This is a genomic window from Reyranella sp. (assembly GCF_052439685.1).
Taxonomy (GTDB): Bacteria; Pseudomonadota; Alphaproteobacteria; order Reyranellales; family Reyranellaceae; genus Reyranella.
This window is the reverse complement of the sequence record NZ_JBQVQG010000011.1, coordinates 111,472-128,660: the sequence shown is the minus strand read 5'-3', so window position 1 is coordinate 128,660 and position 17,189 is coordinate 111,472. Positions and strand designations below refer to the sequence as shown.

At 64.8% G+C, this 17,189-nt stretch carries 7 protein-coding genes; all 7 read left to right on the top strand.

All coding sequences use genetic code 11. From position 1 onward, the window contains the following. Positions 1-54 precede the first annotated feature (54 nt). The 7 genes from ACT6UX_RS16135 to treY are packed head-to-tail and all read left to right on the top strand — an operon-like array spanning position 55 to position 17,119. Positions 55-3,198 carry an alpha-1,4-glucan--maltose-1-phosphate maltosyltransferase gene (locus ACT6UX_RS16135; RefSeq protein ID WP_444776179.1) on the top strand — a complete coding sequence of 1,048 codons (3,144 nt, stop codon included), beginning with the start codon at positions 55-57 and terminating at the stop codon, positions 3,196-3,198. After that, positions 3,195-6,497, top strand: coding sequence for a maltose alpha-D-glucosyltransferase (gene treS / locus ACT6UX_RS16130; RefSeq protein ID WP_444776178.1), 3,303 nt, complete (start codon positions 3,195-3,197; stop codon positions 6,495-6,497). Before ACT6UX_RS16135 ends, treS begins: the two co-directional genes overlap by 4 nt. After that, positions 6,494-8,695 (top strand): 1,4-alpha-glucan branching protein GlgB, encoded by a 2,202-nt coding sequence (glgB, locus tag ACT6UX_RS16125; RefSeq protein WP_444776177.1) that lies wholly within the window; start codon positions 6,494-6,496, stop codon positions 8,693-8,695. The genes treS and glgB overlap by 4 nt, the downstream gene beginning before the upstream one ends. After that, the gene (gene glgX, locus ACT6UX_RS16120; protein ID WP_444776176.1) at positions 8,696-10,801 is read left to right on the top strand and encodes a glycogen debranching protein GlgX; all 2,106 of its coding nucleotides are present in this window, start codon (positions 8,696-8,698) and stop codon (positions 10,799-10,801) included. After that, entirely contained in the window at positions 10,798-12,567 is a 1,770-nt protein-coding gene (gene treZ / locus ACT6UX_RS16115; protein ID WP_444776175.1) for a malto-oligosyltrehalose trehalohydrolase, read from the top strand. Before glgX ends, treZ begins: the two co-directional genes overlap by 4 nt. After that, positions 12,564-14,618, top strand: coding sequence for a 4-alpha-glucanotransferase (gene malQ / locus ACT6UX_RS16110; RefSeq protein WP_444776174.1), 2,055 nt, complete (start codon positions 12,564-12,566; stop codon positions 14,616-14,618). The genes treZ and malQ overlap by 4 nt, the downstream gene beginning before the upstream one ends. Beyond that, on the top strand, positions 14,615-17,119 hold the full coding sequence (treY, locus tag ACT6UX_RS16105) for a malto-oligosyltrehalose synthase (RefSeq protein ID WP_444776173.1): 2,505 nt from the start codon (positions 14,615-14,617) through the stop codon (positions 17,117-17,119). The genes malQ and treY overlap by 4 nt, the downstream gene beginning before the upstream one ends. The last annotated feature ends 70 nt before the right edge of the window (positions 17,120-17,189 follow it).

Genomic DNA, 17,189 nt, shown 5'->3' with positions numbered 1-17,189 from the left:
CAGGTGCGGGGTTTAACTCCCATGAGGGAGAGAACGATTCCGGGGGCCCCGATCGTGCCTGCAACTGTCAAAGGGCGGGCCGCGAAGGCATGCCATGTGGATTTACGGGACGTCGACAGCATCGCAACGTTCGGCCGCGTTGCTGAAGCAGTTGCTCGTATGGGCTTCAATCACGTTTGCGTCGGCTCAGTTTTCAACCTCGGCGAGGACGCCGACCCCCTTCTCGTGGCGGATCATTCCCGTCCGATCTCATCGCTCGCGGCAACGGGCACCCCGTCGCGAATGATCCGGTCCATGCGTCAGGCCTGTGAAAAGAATGGCCTCGCGCTTTTTGTCGATATCGTACTCGACCGAGTGGCGTCAGGCGGTGAGTCGGCGAGCGTTTTGCGCGGCATGTACGACGGACGCGCGGGCGTAAATCCATTGGACCCTCGCGTCGACCGCCGCACGGCGAGGTCCGTCTTCTTGCGCGGTGACGCGGAAGACGCGGCCGCCGACTGGTGGTCCGGACAGATAGCGGAACTGGTGACAGCGGGAGCCCAAGGGTTCAGGCTCATTGGTCTCGCTGACCTCCCGCCCGACGCTTTGGGATCGATACTGGAGCGTGTGCGAGGTCGCACGGCCTGCGAATTCTGGGGGTGGACGCCCGGATTCCCCTGGTCTCGTTACGGGGAGCTCGTGAGCGCAGGCCTCTCGGCCGTCTTCGCATCCACCTCGTGGTGGGACGGGCGTGCCTCCTGGTACGTCGAGGAAATCGAATCGCTGCGACGGATTGCGCCCGTTCTCGGCGTGGCAGGCGATCCCTACGGGTCCCCCTCGAACGCGCCGGTGATGGCGGCCCGCGCCCTGATGGCGGCTGCGGCGACCTCGGATGGCCTCTTTGTGCCTTATGGGATGGGCGTCGACGAAGAGGTGGTGCGTCGTGCCGTCACCCTGTCGGACTCCATCAGCGGCAAAGGGCGCGTCGGTGCCCTGCGGCCTCTCACAAGTCCGGCGCAATTCGTCACGGCTCTGCTGCGGAGCGATGCCGCCGACCCAACAGGCGTGAGCGGCAGCTCGCTCGTCGTGTTGAACGCCGACCCGTTCAATGCCCGTGCCGTGCCCGTGGATCTTGCGATCCTTCCGCCTTCAGCCGGAGCGGGTTTGGGTGTGAAGGAACACGCAGCGGCCGCCCGACTTGAACCTGGAGAAGTGCGCGTGCTTGAGGTGATGCCGAGTAAGCCCATCCGCAACGGAAAGAAAACCGGCAAGCGGGAGGCCAGCGCGGCAGCAGCGAAGTCGCCCATCGTCATCGAGCAGGTAAGCCCTTCCGTGAACGCCGGGGAGTTTGCCGCGAAGAGCGTGGTCGGTCGACCGCTGGTGCTCGAGGCGGACATTTTTGCCGATGGTCACGACCTGCTGGCGGCCGAGGTCATCTGGTGGTCCGCCGATGAAGACGAGCGCAGGACCGCGAAGCTGACCCATGTCTCCAATGATCGCTGGCGCGCGACTCTCACTCCAGACCGCATCGGCCGCCATTACTTTTCCGTGGAAGCCTGGCGCGACGAGTACGGCAGCATGGCGCACGGCCTCGAGGTCAAGCAACGGGCCGGCGTGGACGTCTCCGTGGAATTGAAGGAAGCCGCGCTCTTCCTCGAAGAGCTGGACCGGGACGAGGCGGTCAGGACGCTGCTTGCACGGATGAAAAGTGCGGCGGTGGAAGAGTCCGTGACGCTTCTGACCTCGTCGGAGGCGCGAGCGACGGTGTCCAAGGTGGCCGAACGCCGGTATCGGAGCGACCAGGGGCCATTTCCCATGGAAATCGAGCGGCCGCAGGCAGAGTTCGCCTCCTGGTACGAACTGTTTCCGCGTTCGATCAGCGACGACCCGCACAGGCACGGGACGTTCGACGATGTGATCGCCGCTTTGCCCCGCGTCCGCGCCATGGGCTTCGACGTTCTTTACTTCCCGCCCATCCATCCGATCGGCGCGGCTAACCGAAAAGGGCGCAACAACACCCTCACCCCAGGACCGGACGATGTCGGCAGCCCTTATGCGATCGGCAGCGCGGAAGGGGGGCACGACGCGATTCATGCACAACTTGGAACACCGGAGGATTTCCGCCGGCTGGTCGCGGCTGCGCGGGAGAATGGACTCGAAATCGCCCTCGACTTCGCGATCCAGTGTTCGCCCGATCATCCGTGGCTGCGCGAGCATCCCGAGTGGTTCAAGCGGCGGCCGGACGGGACGATCAAGTACGCCGAGAATCCGCCGAAGAAATACGAAGACATCGTCAACGTCGACTTCTACGCCAAGGGAGCCATTCCCTCGCTGTGGCTGGCGCTGCGCGACGTTGTCTTGCACTGGGTCGAGGAGGGGGTCCGCATCTTCCGTGTCGACAACCCTCACACCAAACCCCTGCCATTCTGGCACTGGATGATCGGCGACATTCGCGGCCGCCACCCCGATGTGATGTTCCTCTCCGAGGCCTTCACGCGACCGAAGATGATGTACCGCCTGGCCAAGGTCGGGTTCTCTCAATCCTACACGTACTTCACTTGGCGTAATGGCAAGCAGGAGATCACGGATTATCTCGTCGAGCTGTCGACGACTGAGGTCGCGAACTATTTCCGGCCGAACTTCTTCGTCAACACGCCCGACATCAATCCATACTTCCTGCAGAACTCGGGTCGTGCCGGCTTCCTCATCCGGGCGGCCCTCGCCTCCACTCTGTCGGGACTGTGGGGCGTGTACTCCGGATTCGAAGTCTGCGAAGCCGCCGCCCTGCCGGGGCGCGAGGAGTATCTCGATTCGGAGAAATACGAGATCAGGCCGCGCGACTTCGCGGCGCCCGGCAACATCGTCAACGAGATCACCATGCTCAACCGGTTGCGGAGGTCTCACCCGGCGTTGCAGAGCCATCTCGGCGTGACTTTCTACAATGCCGGAAACGATCAGGTGCTCGTGTACGGCAAGCGCGTGCCGGGTGCGGAAGACATGGTTCTGGTCGTCGTGAGCCTGGACCCCCATCACCCGCAGGAGACCGGATTCGAGATTCCCCTGTGGGAGTGGAAGCTTGCGGATGACGGCGCCCTCGACGTCGAGGATCTGGTGCACGGCGAGCGCTTCACCTGGCACGGCAAGAACCAACACCTTCGCCTCGATCCCACCTCTCTTCCCTTCGCCATCTGGCGCCTGTCGCCCCGGAGCGCCACATGAATGCCCCCGTCGCCGAGACTGCTGCCACCCTGCCGGTCGCGACCGATCCGTTGTGGTACAAGGACGCCATCATCTATCAGCTCCACGTGAAGTCGTTCTTCGATTCCAACAACGACGGCATCGGCGACTTTCCCGGGCTGATCTCACGTCTTCCCTATATCGCCGAGCTGGGCATCAACACGATCTGGCTCCTGCCGTTCTATCCGTCCCCCCGGCGCGACGACGGGTACGACATCGCCGAATACACGGCGGTGCATCCCGAGTATGGGACGCTCGATGACGTCAAGCGTCTGATCGAAGAGGCGCACAAGCTCGGCATGCGCGTCATCACCGAGCTGGTGATCAATCACACGTCCGACCAGCATGCCTGGTTCCAGAGGGCTCGTCTCGCGCCGCCCGGCTCTCCGGAGCGCGACTTCTACGTCTGGTCGGACAGCGACCAGAAATACGAAGGTACGCGTGTCATCTTCATCGATTCGCTGCGATCCAACTGGACGTGGGATCCCGAAGCGAAGGCCTATTTCTGGCACCGCTTCTATTCGCATCAGCCCGACCTGAACTTCGACAATCCTGCCGTTCTGGAAGCCGTGCTCGGCGTGATGCACTTCTGGCTCGACATGGGTATCGACGGGCTGCGGCTCGATGCGGTGCCCTATCTCGTGGAGCGGGAGGGCACGAACAACGAAAACCTGCCCGAGACGCATGAGGTGCTGAAGCGAATTCGCGCCGAGATCGACAGGGCATATCCGGGCCGCATGCTGCTGGCCGAGGCCAATCAGTGGCCGGAGGACACGAAGGAGTATTTCGGGCAGGGCGACGAGTGCCACATGGCATTCCATTTTCCCCTGATGCCCCGAATGTACATGGCGCTGGCTCGCGAGGACCGATTCCCCATCACCGACATCATGCGGCAGACGCCGCAGATTCCCGACAACTGCCAATGGGCGATTTTCCTGCGCAATCACGACGAGCTGACGCTGGAGATGGTGACCGACTCGGAGCGCGATTACCTCTGGGAAACCTATGCCACCGATCGGCGGGCGCGCCTCAATCTCGGTATCCGCCGCCGGCTTGCGCCGCTGCTGGAGCGTGATCGCCGGCGCATCGAGCTGATGAACTGCCTGCTCCTGTCGATGCCCGGGGCGCCCGTAATCTACTACGGCGACGAACTCGGTATGGGCGACAACATTCGGCTGGGTGACCGCGATGGCGTGCGGACGCCGATGCAGTGGTCGCCCGACCGCAATGGTGGCTTCTCTCGTGCAGACCCGGCGGCGCTGGCGCTTCCCACTATCATGGACGCGCTCTACGGTTACGAAACCGTCAACGTCGAAGCGCAGACGCGCGACGTCCATTCGCTCCTTCATTGGACGCGCAAGATGATCGCCGTGCGGCGCACCCATGCCGCCTTCGGGCGCGGGACGCTGCGTTTCCTCTACCCCAAGAACCGGAAGGTGCTGGCCTATCTGCGCGAGCTCGACGGCGAGGTGATCCTCTGCGTCGCGAATGTGTCGCGCACACCGCAGGCCGTGGAACTGGATCTCTCGGAGTTCACGGGCAGAGTTCCTGTCGAACTCAACGGCGGCTCCCTGTTCCCGCCGGTCGGGCAGCTGACCTATCTGCTGACCTTGCCGCCCTACGGCTTCTATTGGTTCATCCTGGCAAACGAGACGGAGGCGCCCTCATGGCATACGCCTGCGCCGGAACCGTTGCCTGACTACGTGACCGTGGTCCTTCGAGGACCGCTCGGCGACGGGGTGGGGGCCTCGGCTGGGCTGCTGGAACGAGAGTCTCTGCCCCCTTATCTGGCGAAGCGCCGCTGGTTCGGCGCAAAGGACAAGACGCTGAGGTCGTCGCGCTTCGCCTACCTGGCTCGCCTGCCTGGTGCGGGCCGGGAGCTGCTTCTCAGCGAAATCGAGGTCGAGGCCGGCGGCGAGAAGAGCCGCTGGCTGTTGCCACTGTCGATGAGCTGGGAAGACGAGCAGGCGGCGGCGCTCCCGTCACAACTGGCCCTGGCGCGGGTGCGGCGGGGACGACGTATTGGGCTTCTTACCGACGCCTTCGCGCTGCCGGAGTTCGCTCGCGAGATGCTGGACGCGCTGGCATCGGGTGGGAAGATCGACGGACCCGAAGGCCAGATCGTATTCGAGCCAATGCCTGACGGCGTCGACGTACTTCGGCGGCCTGCCGACGCTCAGGTGATCTGGTTGACCGCCGAACAGTCCAACAGCTCGCTGGTCGTCGACGATGCCGTCATGCTCAAGATATTCCGCCGCATTCAGGCGGGCGAGCACCCAGAAGCGGAGATGAGCCGCTATCTGACCAGTCATGGCTTTACCAATTCACCGGCGTTGCTGGGCGAGGTGGCCCGCATTGCTTCCGACGGCCAACGGTATGCGCTGGCAATTGCGCAGGCCTTCGTGCGGAACCAGGGCGATGCCTGGACCTGGACGCTCAGTCAGTTCAACCGGGCTCTCGACAATCTCGCCAGCCGCGAAGCAACGGCAGAGTCGCGCGACGACGATATTGAAGACTATCACGCGTTTGCCGGGACGATCGGTCGGCAGCTTGGCGCAATGCATCAGGTTCTCGCGCGGCCTACGGAGAACGAAGCCTTCTCGCCCCGGACGGCGGGAACGAAGGACGTGGAGGAATGGGCTGAGCGCGGACTGGGGTTGTTCGGCCGGGCACTCGATGCGATCGCAGCCATCGAAAGTTGGGAAACCGAGGCTGCCGCTGCCGATGCCAAGCGCCTTCTCGACCGCCGCGACGCGCTCACGTCACTGCTGCGGCAACTGGTGCAAAGCGGTCTCGGTTCGAGCGTCACACGCATCCATGGGGATTTCCATCTCGGCCAGGTGCTGATCGCCAGTGCCGATGCCTACATCATCGATTTTGAGGGGGAGCCTGCGAGACCGCTCGAGGAACGCCGACGCAAGGCGAGCCCGATGCGGGATGTGGCGGGGTTGATGCGGTCGTTCGACTATGCGGCTGCCGCTACCCTCGATCCGAAGAACGTCATCGCGAACCGCATTCCGCCGGCTCGCCGTCTCACGCTCGTGACCCGGCTGAGACGGGGCGCCCAACGTGCTTTCCTCGCCGCCTACCAGGAGGCCGCCGCGGGGCTGCCGGGCTTGGACCGCGGCGAGTTGCTCGACTTCTTCCTCGCCGAGAAGGCCGCTTACGAGGTCTGCTACGAGGCGGCGAACCGGCCGGCCTGGGTGCCTATCCCGCTGTCCGGCCTGTCGCGACTGGCCGCTCGTCTCCTGAGGGAAACGCCACCACAGGAGAATGCATGAACGACGAAATCGGCCGGCTCGATCGAGACGCCGCAGAGGCCCTGAGGGCCTGTCGTCCTGTCGACGCGTTCGCGCTCCTGGGACCACATCCTCTGCGGTCCGGGCGCGTGATCAGGGCACTTCTTCCCGGCGCTCTTGGTGTGGACGTGATCGGGCGTGGCGAGAAGCAGCCTTGGGGCGAGTTGAAGCCCGGTGCCGTGGACGGCCTTTTCGAGGGACAGTTCGAGCGTGAGGGCGCTTATTTCCTTCGAATCCGTTGGCCCGGCGCGGTCCAGGAAACGGAGGATCCTTACGCGTTCGGTCTCGCGTTGGGGGACCTCGATCTTCACCTGTTTGGCGAAGGGCGCCATTTCGAGCTCGCCGAGGCGCTGGGCGCCAACATCGTCGAACTGGACGGCGTAACAGGCGTGCGTTTCGCGGTTTGGGCGCCGAACGCGGAGCGTGTCTCGGTGATCGGTGACTTCAATTCCTGGGACCGGTGCCGCCACCCGATGCGGATGCGCCCGTCCGCAGGAGTCTGGGAGATCTTCATTCCGCGCCTGGGGGCGGGGACGCGGTACAAGTTCGATATCGTTGGGCCGCACGGCCAACGGCTGCCCGATAAGGCGGATCCGGTCGCCCAACAGGCGGAGTTGGCGCCGGGAACGGCGTCCGTCGTCGCCGCCCCGGCGAGGGGGCTTCGTTGGACCGATCAGGAGTGGATGGCAGGGCGGGCGGAGCGGCAATCGGCTGCGTCTGCGATTTCCATCTATGAGGTCCATGCCGGATCCTGGATGCGCCAGAAGGCGGGTGCGGGATCCCCGGAGCGCCCGCTGTGGGATTTCCTGGCGGAGCGACTGATCCCCTACGTTCGAGAGATGGGCTTTACCCATGTGGAGATGCTCCCCGTGACGGAGCATCCGTTCGGAGGATCCTGGGGCTATCAGCCTCTGGGCCTGTTCGCGCCGGCGGCGATCTACGGTCCACCGGAGTCATTTGCACGCTTCGTCGATGCGGCACATCGCGCCGGCATCGGCGTCCTGCTCGATTGGGTGCCCGCGCACTTTCCGACCGACCCGCACGGGTTGGCCCGGTTCGACGGCACTGCTCTGTACGAGCATCTCGATCCGCGCGAGGGCTATCATCACGACTGGAACACCTACATCTACAATTTCGGGCGTCGCGAGGTGCAGGGCTTCCTGATCGCCAGCGCGTTGCATTGGCTGGAGCGCTTCCATGTCGACGGGCTGCGCGTCGATGCCGTGGCATCCATGCTCTACCGCGACTACAGCCGGCCGGCCGACGGATGGATCCCGAACGTCTACGGCGGTCGCGAGAACCTGGAGGCGATCGGCTTCCTGCGTCATCTCAATGCGGTCGTCGCCGAAAGGACTCCCGGCGCGATCGTGATCGCGGAGGAATCGACGGCATGGCCCGGCGTGACCGCGCCGCTGCCCGAAGGTCTCGGCTTCTCGTTCAAGTGGAACATGGGTTGGATGCACGACACTTTGCAGTATGTCGAGCACGAGCCCATCCATCGGGCCTATCATCACGACCAGATGACGTTCGGCCTGGTGTACGCCTTCTCGGAACGCTTCGTGTTGCCGATCTCCCATGACGAGGTCGTGCACGGGAAGGGGTCGCTGCTGGGCAAGATGCCTGGCGACCGCTGGCAGCGCTTCGCGAACCTGCGCGCCTATCTCGGATTCATGTGGGCCCATCCGGGCAAGAAGCTCCTGTTCATGGGCTGTGAGATCGCACAGGAGCGCGAATGGAATCATGACGGCGAGATCGACTGGCATCTGCTGGACGACGGGGCGCATGCCGGAATCCAGCGACTCGTGCGGGACCTCAATCGCCTCTATGCGGCCGAGCCCGCGCTGCACGAAACCGACGCAGATCCGTCTGGCTTTTCCTGGATCGTCGGCGACGACCGGGCCAACTCGGTCTACGCTTTTTTCCGGACCTCATCCTCTGCCGCGCCGCTCCTCGTCGTGTGCAACATGACGCCAGTGCCCCGTCAGGGCTATCGGATCGGCGTTCCAAAGGGCGGCAGATGGCGCGAAGTCGCCAATACCGACTCCCGCTTCTATGGCGGTAGTGACCTTGGCAATGACGGTGGTGTGTCGGCGATCGACATGCCGTCGCATGGCCAGTCCCATTCTATCCAGCTGACATTGCCGCCCCTTGCGACCGTGATCCTGCGCAGCGAGGACTAGGTGGCGACGTCGTCGTGGCCCGACCGGCTGCTGCCGGGTTCGCCTTATCCGCTGGGCGCCACTTGGGACGGGCTCGGCACCAACTTCGCCGTCTTCTCAGCGCATGCGACCCGAATAGAACTGTGCCTGTTCGATCCGTCGGGCCGCCGGCAGATCGCGCGCTTCGACATGCCGGAGTGCACCGACGAAGTCTGGCATGGCTACCTCCCCAATGCCCGTGCGGGGCTCGTCTATGGTTATCGCGCTTACGGGCCCTATGAGCCGCACGCCGGGCATCGCTTCAATCCGCATAAACTGCTGCTGGACCCCTATGCGCGTCGCCTTACGGGCGAAATGCGCAATGCCGATGCCTTGTACGGGTATCGGGTGAATTCGCCGCGCGCCGACCTGTCCTTCGACCGGCGTGACAGCGCACCGGGAGTGATGAAGGGCGTCGTGGCCGACGAGAGCTTCAACTGGGCCGACGATCGGCCGCCGGCCGTGCCGTGGTCGGACACCGTTATCTACGAGACCCATGTCCGGGGTGTCAGTCTGATGCGACAGGACCTGCGATCCCACGAGCGGGGCACCTTCGCGGCTCTCGGCGATCCCGTGTTCATCGACCACCTGCGTCGTCTCGGTGTGACGACCGTGGAGCTGCTGCCGATCCACGCTTTCGTGCAGGACCGATCCCTGCTGGAAAAGGGATTGCGCAACTATTGGGGCTACAACAGCCTCGGATTCTTCGCGCCCGAGCCGCGCTATCTCTCCGATGGTACGGCCGACGAGCTTCGCATTGCTGTTCGGCGGCTGCATGCGGCCGGGCTCGAGCTCATCCTCGACGTGGTCTACAATCATACTGCAGAAGGTAGCGAGCTGGGCCCGACCCTGTCGTTTCGCGGTCTGGACAATGCCAGCTACTACCGGCTCTTGCCCGACAATCCACGTCACTGCATCAACGATACCGGCACGGGTAATACGCTCAACCTGTCGACGCCGCGGGTGCTGCAGATGGTCATGGATTCGCTGCGTCACTGGGTGACCGCGTTCCACGTCGACGGCTTCCGCTTCGACCTCGGCGTCACGCTGGGTCGCGAGGCCCACGGCTTCGATCCCTGCTCGGGCTTCTTCGATGCGATCCGGCAGGACCCCGTGCTGCAGAAGGTGAAGCTGATCTCCGAACCCTGGGACATCGGTCCGGGAGGCTATCAGCTGGGCAACCATCCGCCGGGATTCGCCGAGTGGAACGACCGGTTCCGCGATGGGATCAGGCGATACTGGCGCGGTGACCCGGGCCAGCGCGCCGATTTCGCCGCCCGCCTCGCGGGCTCCAGCGACCTGTTCGACCGCCGTCATCGCCGTCCCTGGGCCTCCATCAACTACGTCGCCTCGCACGATGGCTTCACGCTCCTCGACGCCGTGAGCTACGGGGAACGCCACAACGAGGCCAACGGCGAGGACAACAAGGACGGCCACGGCGAGAATTACAGCGCGAACTGGGGCGTGGAAGGGGCGAGTGACGATTCTTCCGTCCTCGACACGCGCCACCGACTCCAACGTGCCATGCTCGCTACGCTCTTCCTTGCGCAGGGAACACCCATGCTTCTGGGCGGAGACGAGTTCGGCCGTACCCAGAACGGAAACAACAATGCCTATTGCCAGGACAATGAAACGTCCTGGCTGGACTGGTCGCTACTCGGAAATCCCGAGGGTCAGAAGCTTGCGGCCTTCGTCTCCCGCATCGTGACGCTGAGACACAAGCATGCGGTTCTGCGGGCTCCCCGCTTTCTGCACGGGCTCGAGCATCCTGCGGAAGGCATCGCGGACATTGCCTGGTTCGATGCGACGGGCGACGTAGTGTCCACCGATTCCTGGAACAATGCCGAGGACCGCTGCCTCGTGCTGAGACGCGCCAGTCGCGACAACGGCTCCGTGACGCTGTTGACGGCCTTCTTCAATGCCGACTCGGCCGAGCACAGTTTCATTCTGCCGCAACCGCGCTGGCCCACGCGCATTGTGCTCGACAGCTCCGTGCCCGAAGCCCCGGAGCGCGATTTGCAGGAGGATGAGTTGATGGTCGGACCTCGCAGTGTGGTGCTCGCGCTGGCCACCAAGGCAGAAGGATGAAGACGGGATTCGCACGCGACTTGCCCTTCGGTGCGTCGTTGCTTCCCACCGGCGCCACGCGCTTCCGATTCTGGGCTCCGGCGGAGAAGAACGTAAGTCTGGTTATCGACGGCGCGTCGCCCGTGCCAATGAAGGCGGCGGACGGAGGTTGGTTCGAAACGGAAGCCGTGTGCGGTACCGGCACGTCCTATCGATACCGACTCGACAATGGGGTCTCCGTGCCGGACCCAGCCTCGCGCGCGCAGGCGGACGATGTGCATGACCCCAGTCTCGTCGTCGACCCCCACACATACGAATGGCGGCATCCGGGGTGGCGCGGTCGTCCCTGGCACGAGACTGTCCTGTACGAACTGCATGCCGGCGCATTCGGGGGCTTCGCGGGCGTGCAGGCGGCACTGCCTGTATTGGTCGATCTCGGCATTACGGCCGTCGAACTCATGCCGATCAACGACTTTCCGGGCCGGCGCAACTGGGGTTATGACGGCGTGCTGCCGTTCGCGCCGGATCGTAGCTACGGCACGCCGGACGAACTCAAGGCTCTCGTCGACGCGGCGCACGGGTTGGGACTGATGATGTTCCTGGACGTCGTCTACAACCACTTCGGCCCGGACGGGAATTATCTCTCTGCCTATGCCCCGGCGTTCTTCCGCGATGACATCGCGACTCCCTGGGGAGCGGCGATCGATTTCAGACGACCCGAAGTCCGTCGCTATTTCACCGAGAACGCCCTGTACTGGGTCCACGAGTATCGGTTCGACGGCCTGCGTTTCGATGCCGTGCATGCGATCTCGGAGGCGGACTGGCTGGACGAGATGGCAGCCGAAGTTCGCGGCTCCGTCGAGCCCGGGCGACATGTGCATCTCGTGCTTGAGCATGACGGCAACGTGGCCGATCACCTGCGTCGGGACTTCGACGCGCAATGGAACGACGACGCGCACCATGTCCTGCATGCGATGCTGACTGGCGAGTGTGACGGTTATTATGCCGATTACGCCGACCTGCCGGCGCAACGCCTGGCCCGCGCGCTCTCCGAGGGCTTCGTCTATCAGGGTGATCCCTCGGCTTATCGCAAAGGCGAGCCGCGGGGAACGCCGAGCAACGACCTTCGCCCGACATCCTTCGTCCTTTTCCTGCAGAACCACGACCAGATCGGCAACCGGCCCTTCGGGGATCGTATGACGAGCCAGGTCGACCCTGAACGACTCGAAGCCGCGATTGCCCTGCAGTTGCTTTGCCCTCACGTGCCCATGATCTTCATGGGCGAAGAGCTGGCCACGACTTCGCCCTTCCTGTACTTCACCGACCATACAGGCGACCTTGCCAATGCCGTCCGTGAAGGACGTCGGCGTGAGTTCGCCGGCTTCAAGGGCTTCGCACCGGGCGAGGGGACGTCGAGCATTCCCGACCCCAACGAACCCGGTACCTTCGACCAGAGCCGAATCATCCCGGATGCCGACCGCGGACCGGCGCGGCAACGTCTCTACCACACGCTTCTCGCGATACGGCGCGAGTGGCTCACTCCGAGGCTAGTCGGTGCGAAATCGTTGGGCGCCTCTGCCGTCGAACCAGCGACGGTGGTGGCCCGGTGGCAGCTGGGCGACGGCGCGACGCTGGTACTGGTTTCCAACCTCGGAAGCGAGCCCGCGCGAATCGAAGGGGTCGAGGGTAACCTCCTGTATGAATCGCGGCTCGGTTCGGCAGATTCGGTACGTAGCGGCCGCATACCGGGCGCTACCACGGTGGCACTCATGGTTCCCGCATCGTGAGCGACGACCACATTCGCCAACTCGCCCGCGCGGCCGGCCTCGCCGAGTCATGGACGGATGCGCTCGGCATCCCTCAGCAGGTATCAATCGGTTCCCTCCGTCGAATTCTCGACTCCTTGGGTTTCAAGACATCCTCGTTCGAGGACCTCGAAGACAGTCGCCGGCGACTGGGCTCGCCCAGCACCCTGCCTCCGCTCGTGACGGTGAGGGCTGGCACCCGCCTCACGCTTCCGGCGCGGGTGGGGGGCGCGGCTCGCGGGCAGCTCACCTATGAGGACGGGAGCGTTGCGACGCTGAGGTTCTCGATGCGAGGCGACAAACTGGTCGGCCCGGCGCTCGACCGGATCGGCTATCACCGGCTGGAGTTCGGTGACCGCCAGCTCACCGTTGCGGTCGCTCCTACACGCTGCGTGACAATCCAGGACCGTGCCGAGGGCAAGCATCTCTGGGGTGTCGCGGCGCAGATTTACAGTCTGCGGCGCCCCGGCGACGGGGGCATCGGCGATGCGACGGCGGTGCGGCAGCTTGCCGAGAGTGCGGCCCGCCATGGCGCGGATGCAGTCGCTCTCAGCCCGGTGCACAGTCTTTTCGCCGCCGATCCCGGCCGATACGGTCCTTACTCGCCGTCGAGCCGGCTCTTCTTCAATCCTCTGTTCGCCGATCCCGAAATCGTCTTCGGATCGGAGCGCGTGGCGCAGCATCGTGGCGATGGTGGCCCGCAGGAGGGGGCGCCCCTGGTCGAGTGGCGACCGGCGGCAGAGGGGAAGATCGAGCTCCTACGGCGCCTGTTCAAGGATTTCGAGGCTCAAGACGTTCCGAACGGGACCGGACCGGCGCGGGCCTTCGAAGCGTTCTTACGTGACGGTGGAGATTTGCTGCAGGGGCATGCGCTGTTCGAAGCGCTGCACGGCAAGTGGCTGGGAAGCCAACCTGCACTTGGGTTCTGGCGAGACTGGCCACCGGCCTTCCGGCAGGGTCTCCTGCGGCCCGACGATCCGGAGATGGCCGCATTTCTCTCGAGCGAAAGAGCCACGGTCCGTTTCCATCAGTTCCTGCAGTGGCTTGCTGCCAAATCCTTCGAAGCGGCGCAGAGGTCGGCCGTCGAAGCGGGCATGAAGATCGGTCTCATCAGCGACCTGGCGATCGGTATGGACCGCGCCGGCAGTCATGCCTGGTCAAGGCAGAGCGACCTGTTGCTGGGGCTGAATATCGGGGCGCCGCCGGACGAATTCAATCGCGCGGGACAGGATTGGGGCTTGTCGGGCTTTTCTCCCCAAGCACTCGTGGCGACGGGCTTCGAACCCTTCCTCGCCACGGTGCGTGCGGCCATGCGCTACGCCGGCGGCGTGCGCATCGATCACATCATGGGGTTGCAGCGCCTCTGGCTGGTGCCTGAGGGCACGTCGGCCGCAGACGGCGCCTATCTCGACTATCCGCTGGACGACCTCCTGCGTCTGCTTGCCCTCGAGTCGCACCGGCACCGGGCGGTCGTTATTGGCGAAGACTTGGGGACCGTGCCGCGTGGTTTCCGCCGCCGCCTCAGCGATGCGGGAATCGCCGGCATGGACGTCATGTGGTTCGAGCGAAATCGCGGCGGGTTTCGGGCGCCGGCACGGTGGCGCCGCGATGCGGTGTCGATGACCACTACTCACGATCTACCGACGGTCGCCGGTTGGTGGCGGGGGAGCGACATCGAGGTGCGCGACGCGCTCGGCCTGTCGTCTCCGGGAGAGGCCGAGCAGAGGCAGAGCGACCGGCGTCGCCTGTGGCGGGCGTTCGTGGCGGCCGGGACAGCGGAAGGCGCGCCGCCCCCACCGGAGGATCCCGCTCCAGCGGTCGACGCGGCGCTGGGCTTTGCCGCCAGCTCGCCTGCACCCCTCATGCTCGCGCCAATGGAGGATCTCTTGGGTTTGACCGAGCAGCCAAACCTCCCGGGCACGATCGATGAGCATCCCAACTGGCGACGTCGCCTCGAACCGCGGGCTGCGGACCTTCTCGACGATCCCGTGGTCGCCAGGCGGGCCGCCACCATCGTGGCACGCCGGCCATGATCCCGCGCGCCACCCTGCGGCTGCAGTTCCATCGCGGCTTTACCTTTGCAGACGCCGCCGCCCACGCCGATTGGATCGCCCAATTGGGCGTCAGCCATGTCTATGCCTCGCCGATCGCCGTTGCCCGGCCGGGCTCGATGCATGGGTACGACGTCATCGATCCGACCGCGGTGAATCCGGAGCTCGGTGGGGAGGAGGGGCTGCTTGCTCTCGCACAGGCGTTGAGGGCTGTGGGCATCGGCCTGATCCTCGACATCGTGCCCAATCACATGGCGGCCGATACCCGCAACAGATGGTGGCGCGACGTGCTGCGCCAAGGTCGGGCGAGTCCTCACGCCGCCTGGTTCGATATCGACTGGGAGACGACGGAGGATGGGTCGGCGAAAATCCTGCTGCCCGTTCTCGGCCGCCCGCTCTCCGAAGCGATCGAGGCCGGGGAACTCTCGGTCACGCCCGACGGCGAGGGCCGCGCCGAACTCCGCTACTTCGAAAACGCGTTCCCACTATCTGACGGCAGTGCCGAGGGGCGCGGAAGTGTCGTCAATCTGCTGGCGCGCCAGCATTACCGTCTCGATTCGTGGCGAGTGGCCGGTGATCGGATCAACTGGCGACGCTTCTTCGACATCAACGAACTCGTCTGCCTGCGCATGGAGCGGGCGGAGGCCTTCGAGGCCGTCCACTCATTGCCGCTGCGGCTTTACGCCGAAGGGGTGATCGACGGGCTCAGGATCGATCATGTCGACGGACTGACGGACCCCGCCGGCTACTGCCGCCAGCTGCGCGAACGACTCGACGCGCTGGCTAAGCGGCATGGACGGCCGCGCGCGTGGCTGGTTGTCGAGAAGATTCTGTTGAAGGGCGAGACGCTACCGAGGGACTGGGGCTGCGATGGCACGACGGGCTACGACTTCATGGACGAGGTGAGTGCGCTTCAGCACGATCCGGCAGGTGAATCAGTGCTTGCGACTTCATGGACGAGCCTCAGCGGCCGGCCGGCGCACTTCGCTGAGGAAGAGCTGATCGCACGGCGTGAGATCGTCGCCCGCAGCTTCTCCGCGCAGCTCGAAGCCTGTGTTGCGGCCTGGCAGACGATCTTGGGGGAGCAGATTCCCAGGCCGACCCTGCGGCGGCTGCTCGGAGAGTTTCTCGCCCACGTGCCAGTCTATCGTACCTACGGGGCCGGCGACGCGCTCTCCGAAAAGGACATCGAGATCTTGCGGGACGTGGCCGGGAAGGTAGAGGCGAGCTGCCTCGCCACCGATCGCTGGGCGGTCCAACCATTGCTCGCGGTGATGCTGGCTCCGCGGACAGCGCCGGCTGCATGGCCGCGTGCCATGGCGCGCTTCCAGCAGCTGAGCGCTCCCGTCGCGGCCAAGTCGGTCGAGGATACCGGCTTTTATCGCTACGGCCGGCTTCTGTCGCGCAACGACGTCGGTTTCGACATCGAGACCTTCTCCCTGGACGTCGATGCCTTCCATGCGCGCATGCAGCGGCGACGCGCCGACTATCCGCATGCGATGCTGGCTACGGCCACGCACGATCACAAGCGCGGGGAGGATCTCCGGGCACGGCTTGCGGTGGTGAGCGAGCTTGCGCCCGATTGGACCGCTCTCCTGGCGCGTTGGATCGATGGAATATCGTCGGAAGTTTCAGCGGGTGACCGGGCGATGCTGATGCAGATGATCGTCGGTGCGTGGCCCCTGGACCTCGACCGGAACGACGCTGCTGGCAGGCGGACTTTTGCCGAGCGTCTCTGCGGCTGGCAGGAGAAGGCGCTGCGCGAGGCCAAGCTCGAGAGCGACTGGGCCGCCGTCAACGAGGCCTACGAGAGGGCCGCGCGGTCGTTCACCATGCAACTCGTCGCCGACGATATCATGCCCGGTCTGCTCGACGATCTCCTGGCCTTCGAACGGCGCATTGCTCCCGCCGGGGCGGTGAACGGTCTGGCCCAGTGTCTTCTCAAGCTCACGGTGCCAGGCGTGCCCGACTTTTATCAGGGCACGGATCTTTGGGACTTCAGTCTGGTCGATCCTGACAATCGCCGGCCGGTTGATTTTGCTGCGCGCGCGAAGATGGAGAGCGCACTCCTGCCCGGTCTAGTCCGGCATTGGCGCGATGGGGCGATCAAACAGGCGGTGATCCAGCGCACCCTGGCGCTCCGCAGGCGTGCTCCGCACCTTTTTGCGGAGGGCGCCTATAGACCGGTAGAGGTCGAGGGACCATTGCGTCACTCGGTCGTCGCCTTCGTGAGAGAGGCCGGTGACGAATGGGTGCTGGTCGCGGTTCCCCGGCTCATGGTGCCGATGATGACGGAGCAGGATGGTCTGGGCTTTTACACAGGGGCTTGGTCGGGCACCTCGCTGAGCCTCGACGCAAGTCTTCCGAAAGTGGCGCACGATGTTGTTCGCGGGCGCAGCATTGATCTCTCGCCGCAGACGCGTCTCGATCTGCTCTGGAGTGAAGTTCCCATCTCCCTGGTCTCGTCAGTTTCGCCAGGATGAGCATCTGTTGATAACGCGTCTGGTGAGGACGACGCGAGACGTGTAAGGGCCATGACACTCGCGGCGGCGT

What these genes read in the sequence shown, in the direction of transcription:
- glgB (WP_444776177.1), top strand. Translation starts at nt 6,494, where the DNA reads ATGAACGACGAAATCGGCCGGCTCGATCGAGACGCCGCAGAGGCCCTG.
- treY (WP_444776173.1), top strand. Translation starts at nt 14,615, where the DNA reads ATGATCCCGCGCGCCACCCTGCGGCTGCAGTTCCATCGCGGCTTTACC.
- treS (WP_444776178.1), top strand. Translation starts at nt 3,195, where the DNA reads ATGAATGCCCCCGTCGCCGAGACTGCTGCCACCCTGCCGGTCGCGACC.
- treZ (WP_444776175.1), top strand. Translation starts at nt 10,798, where the DNA reads ATGAAGACGGGATTCGCACGCGACTTGCCCTTCGGTGCGTCGTTGCTT.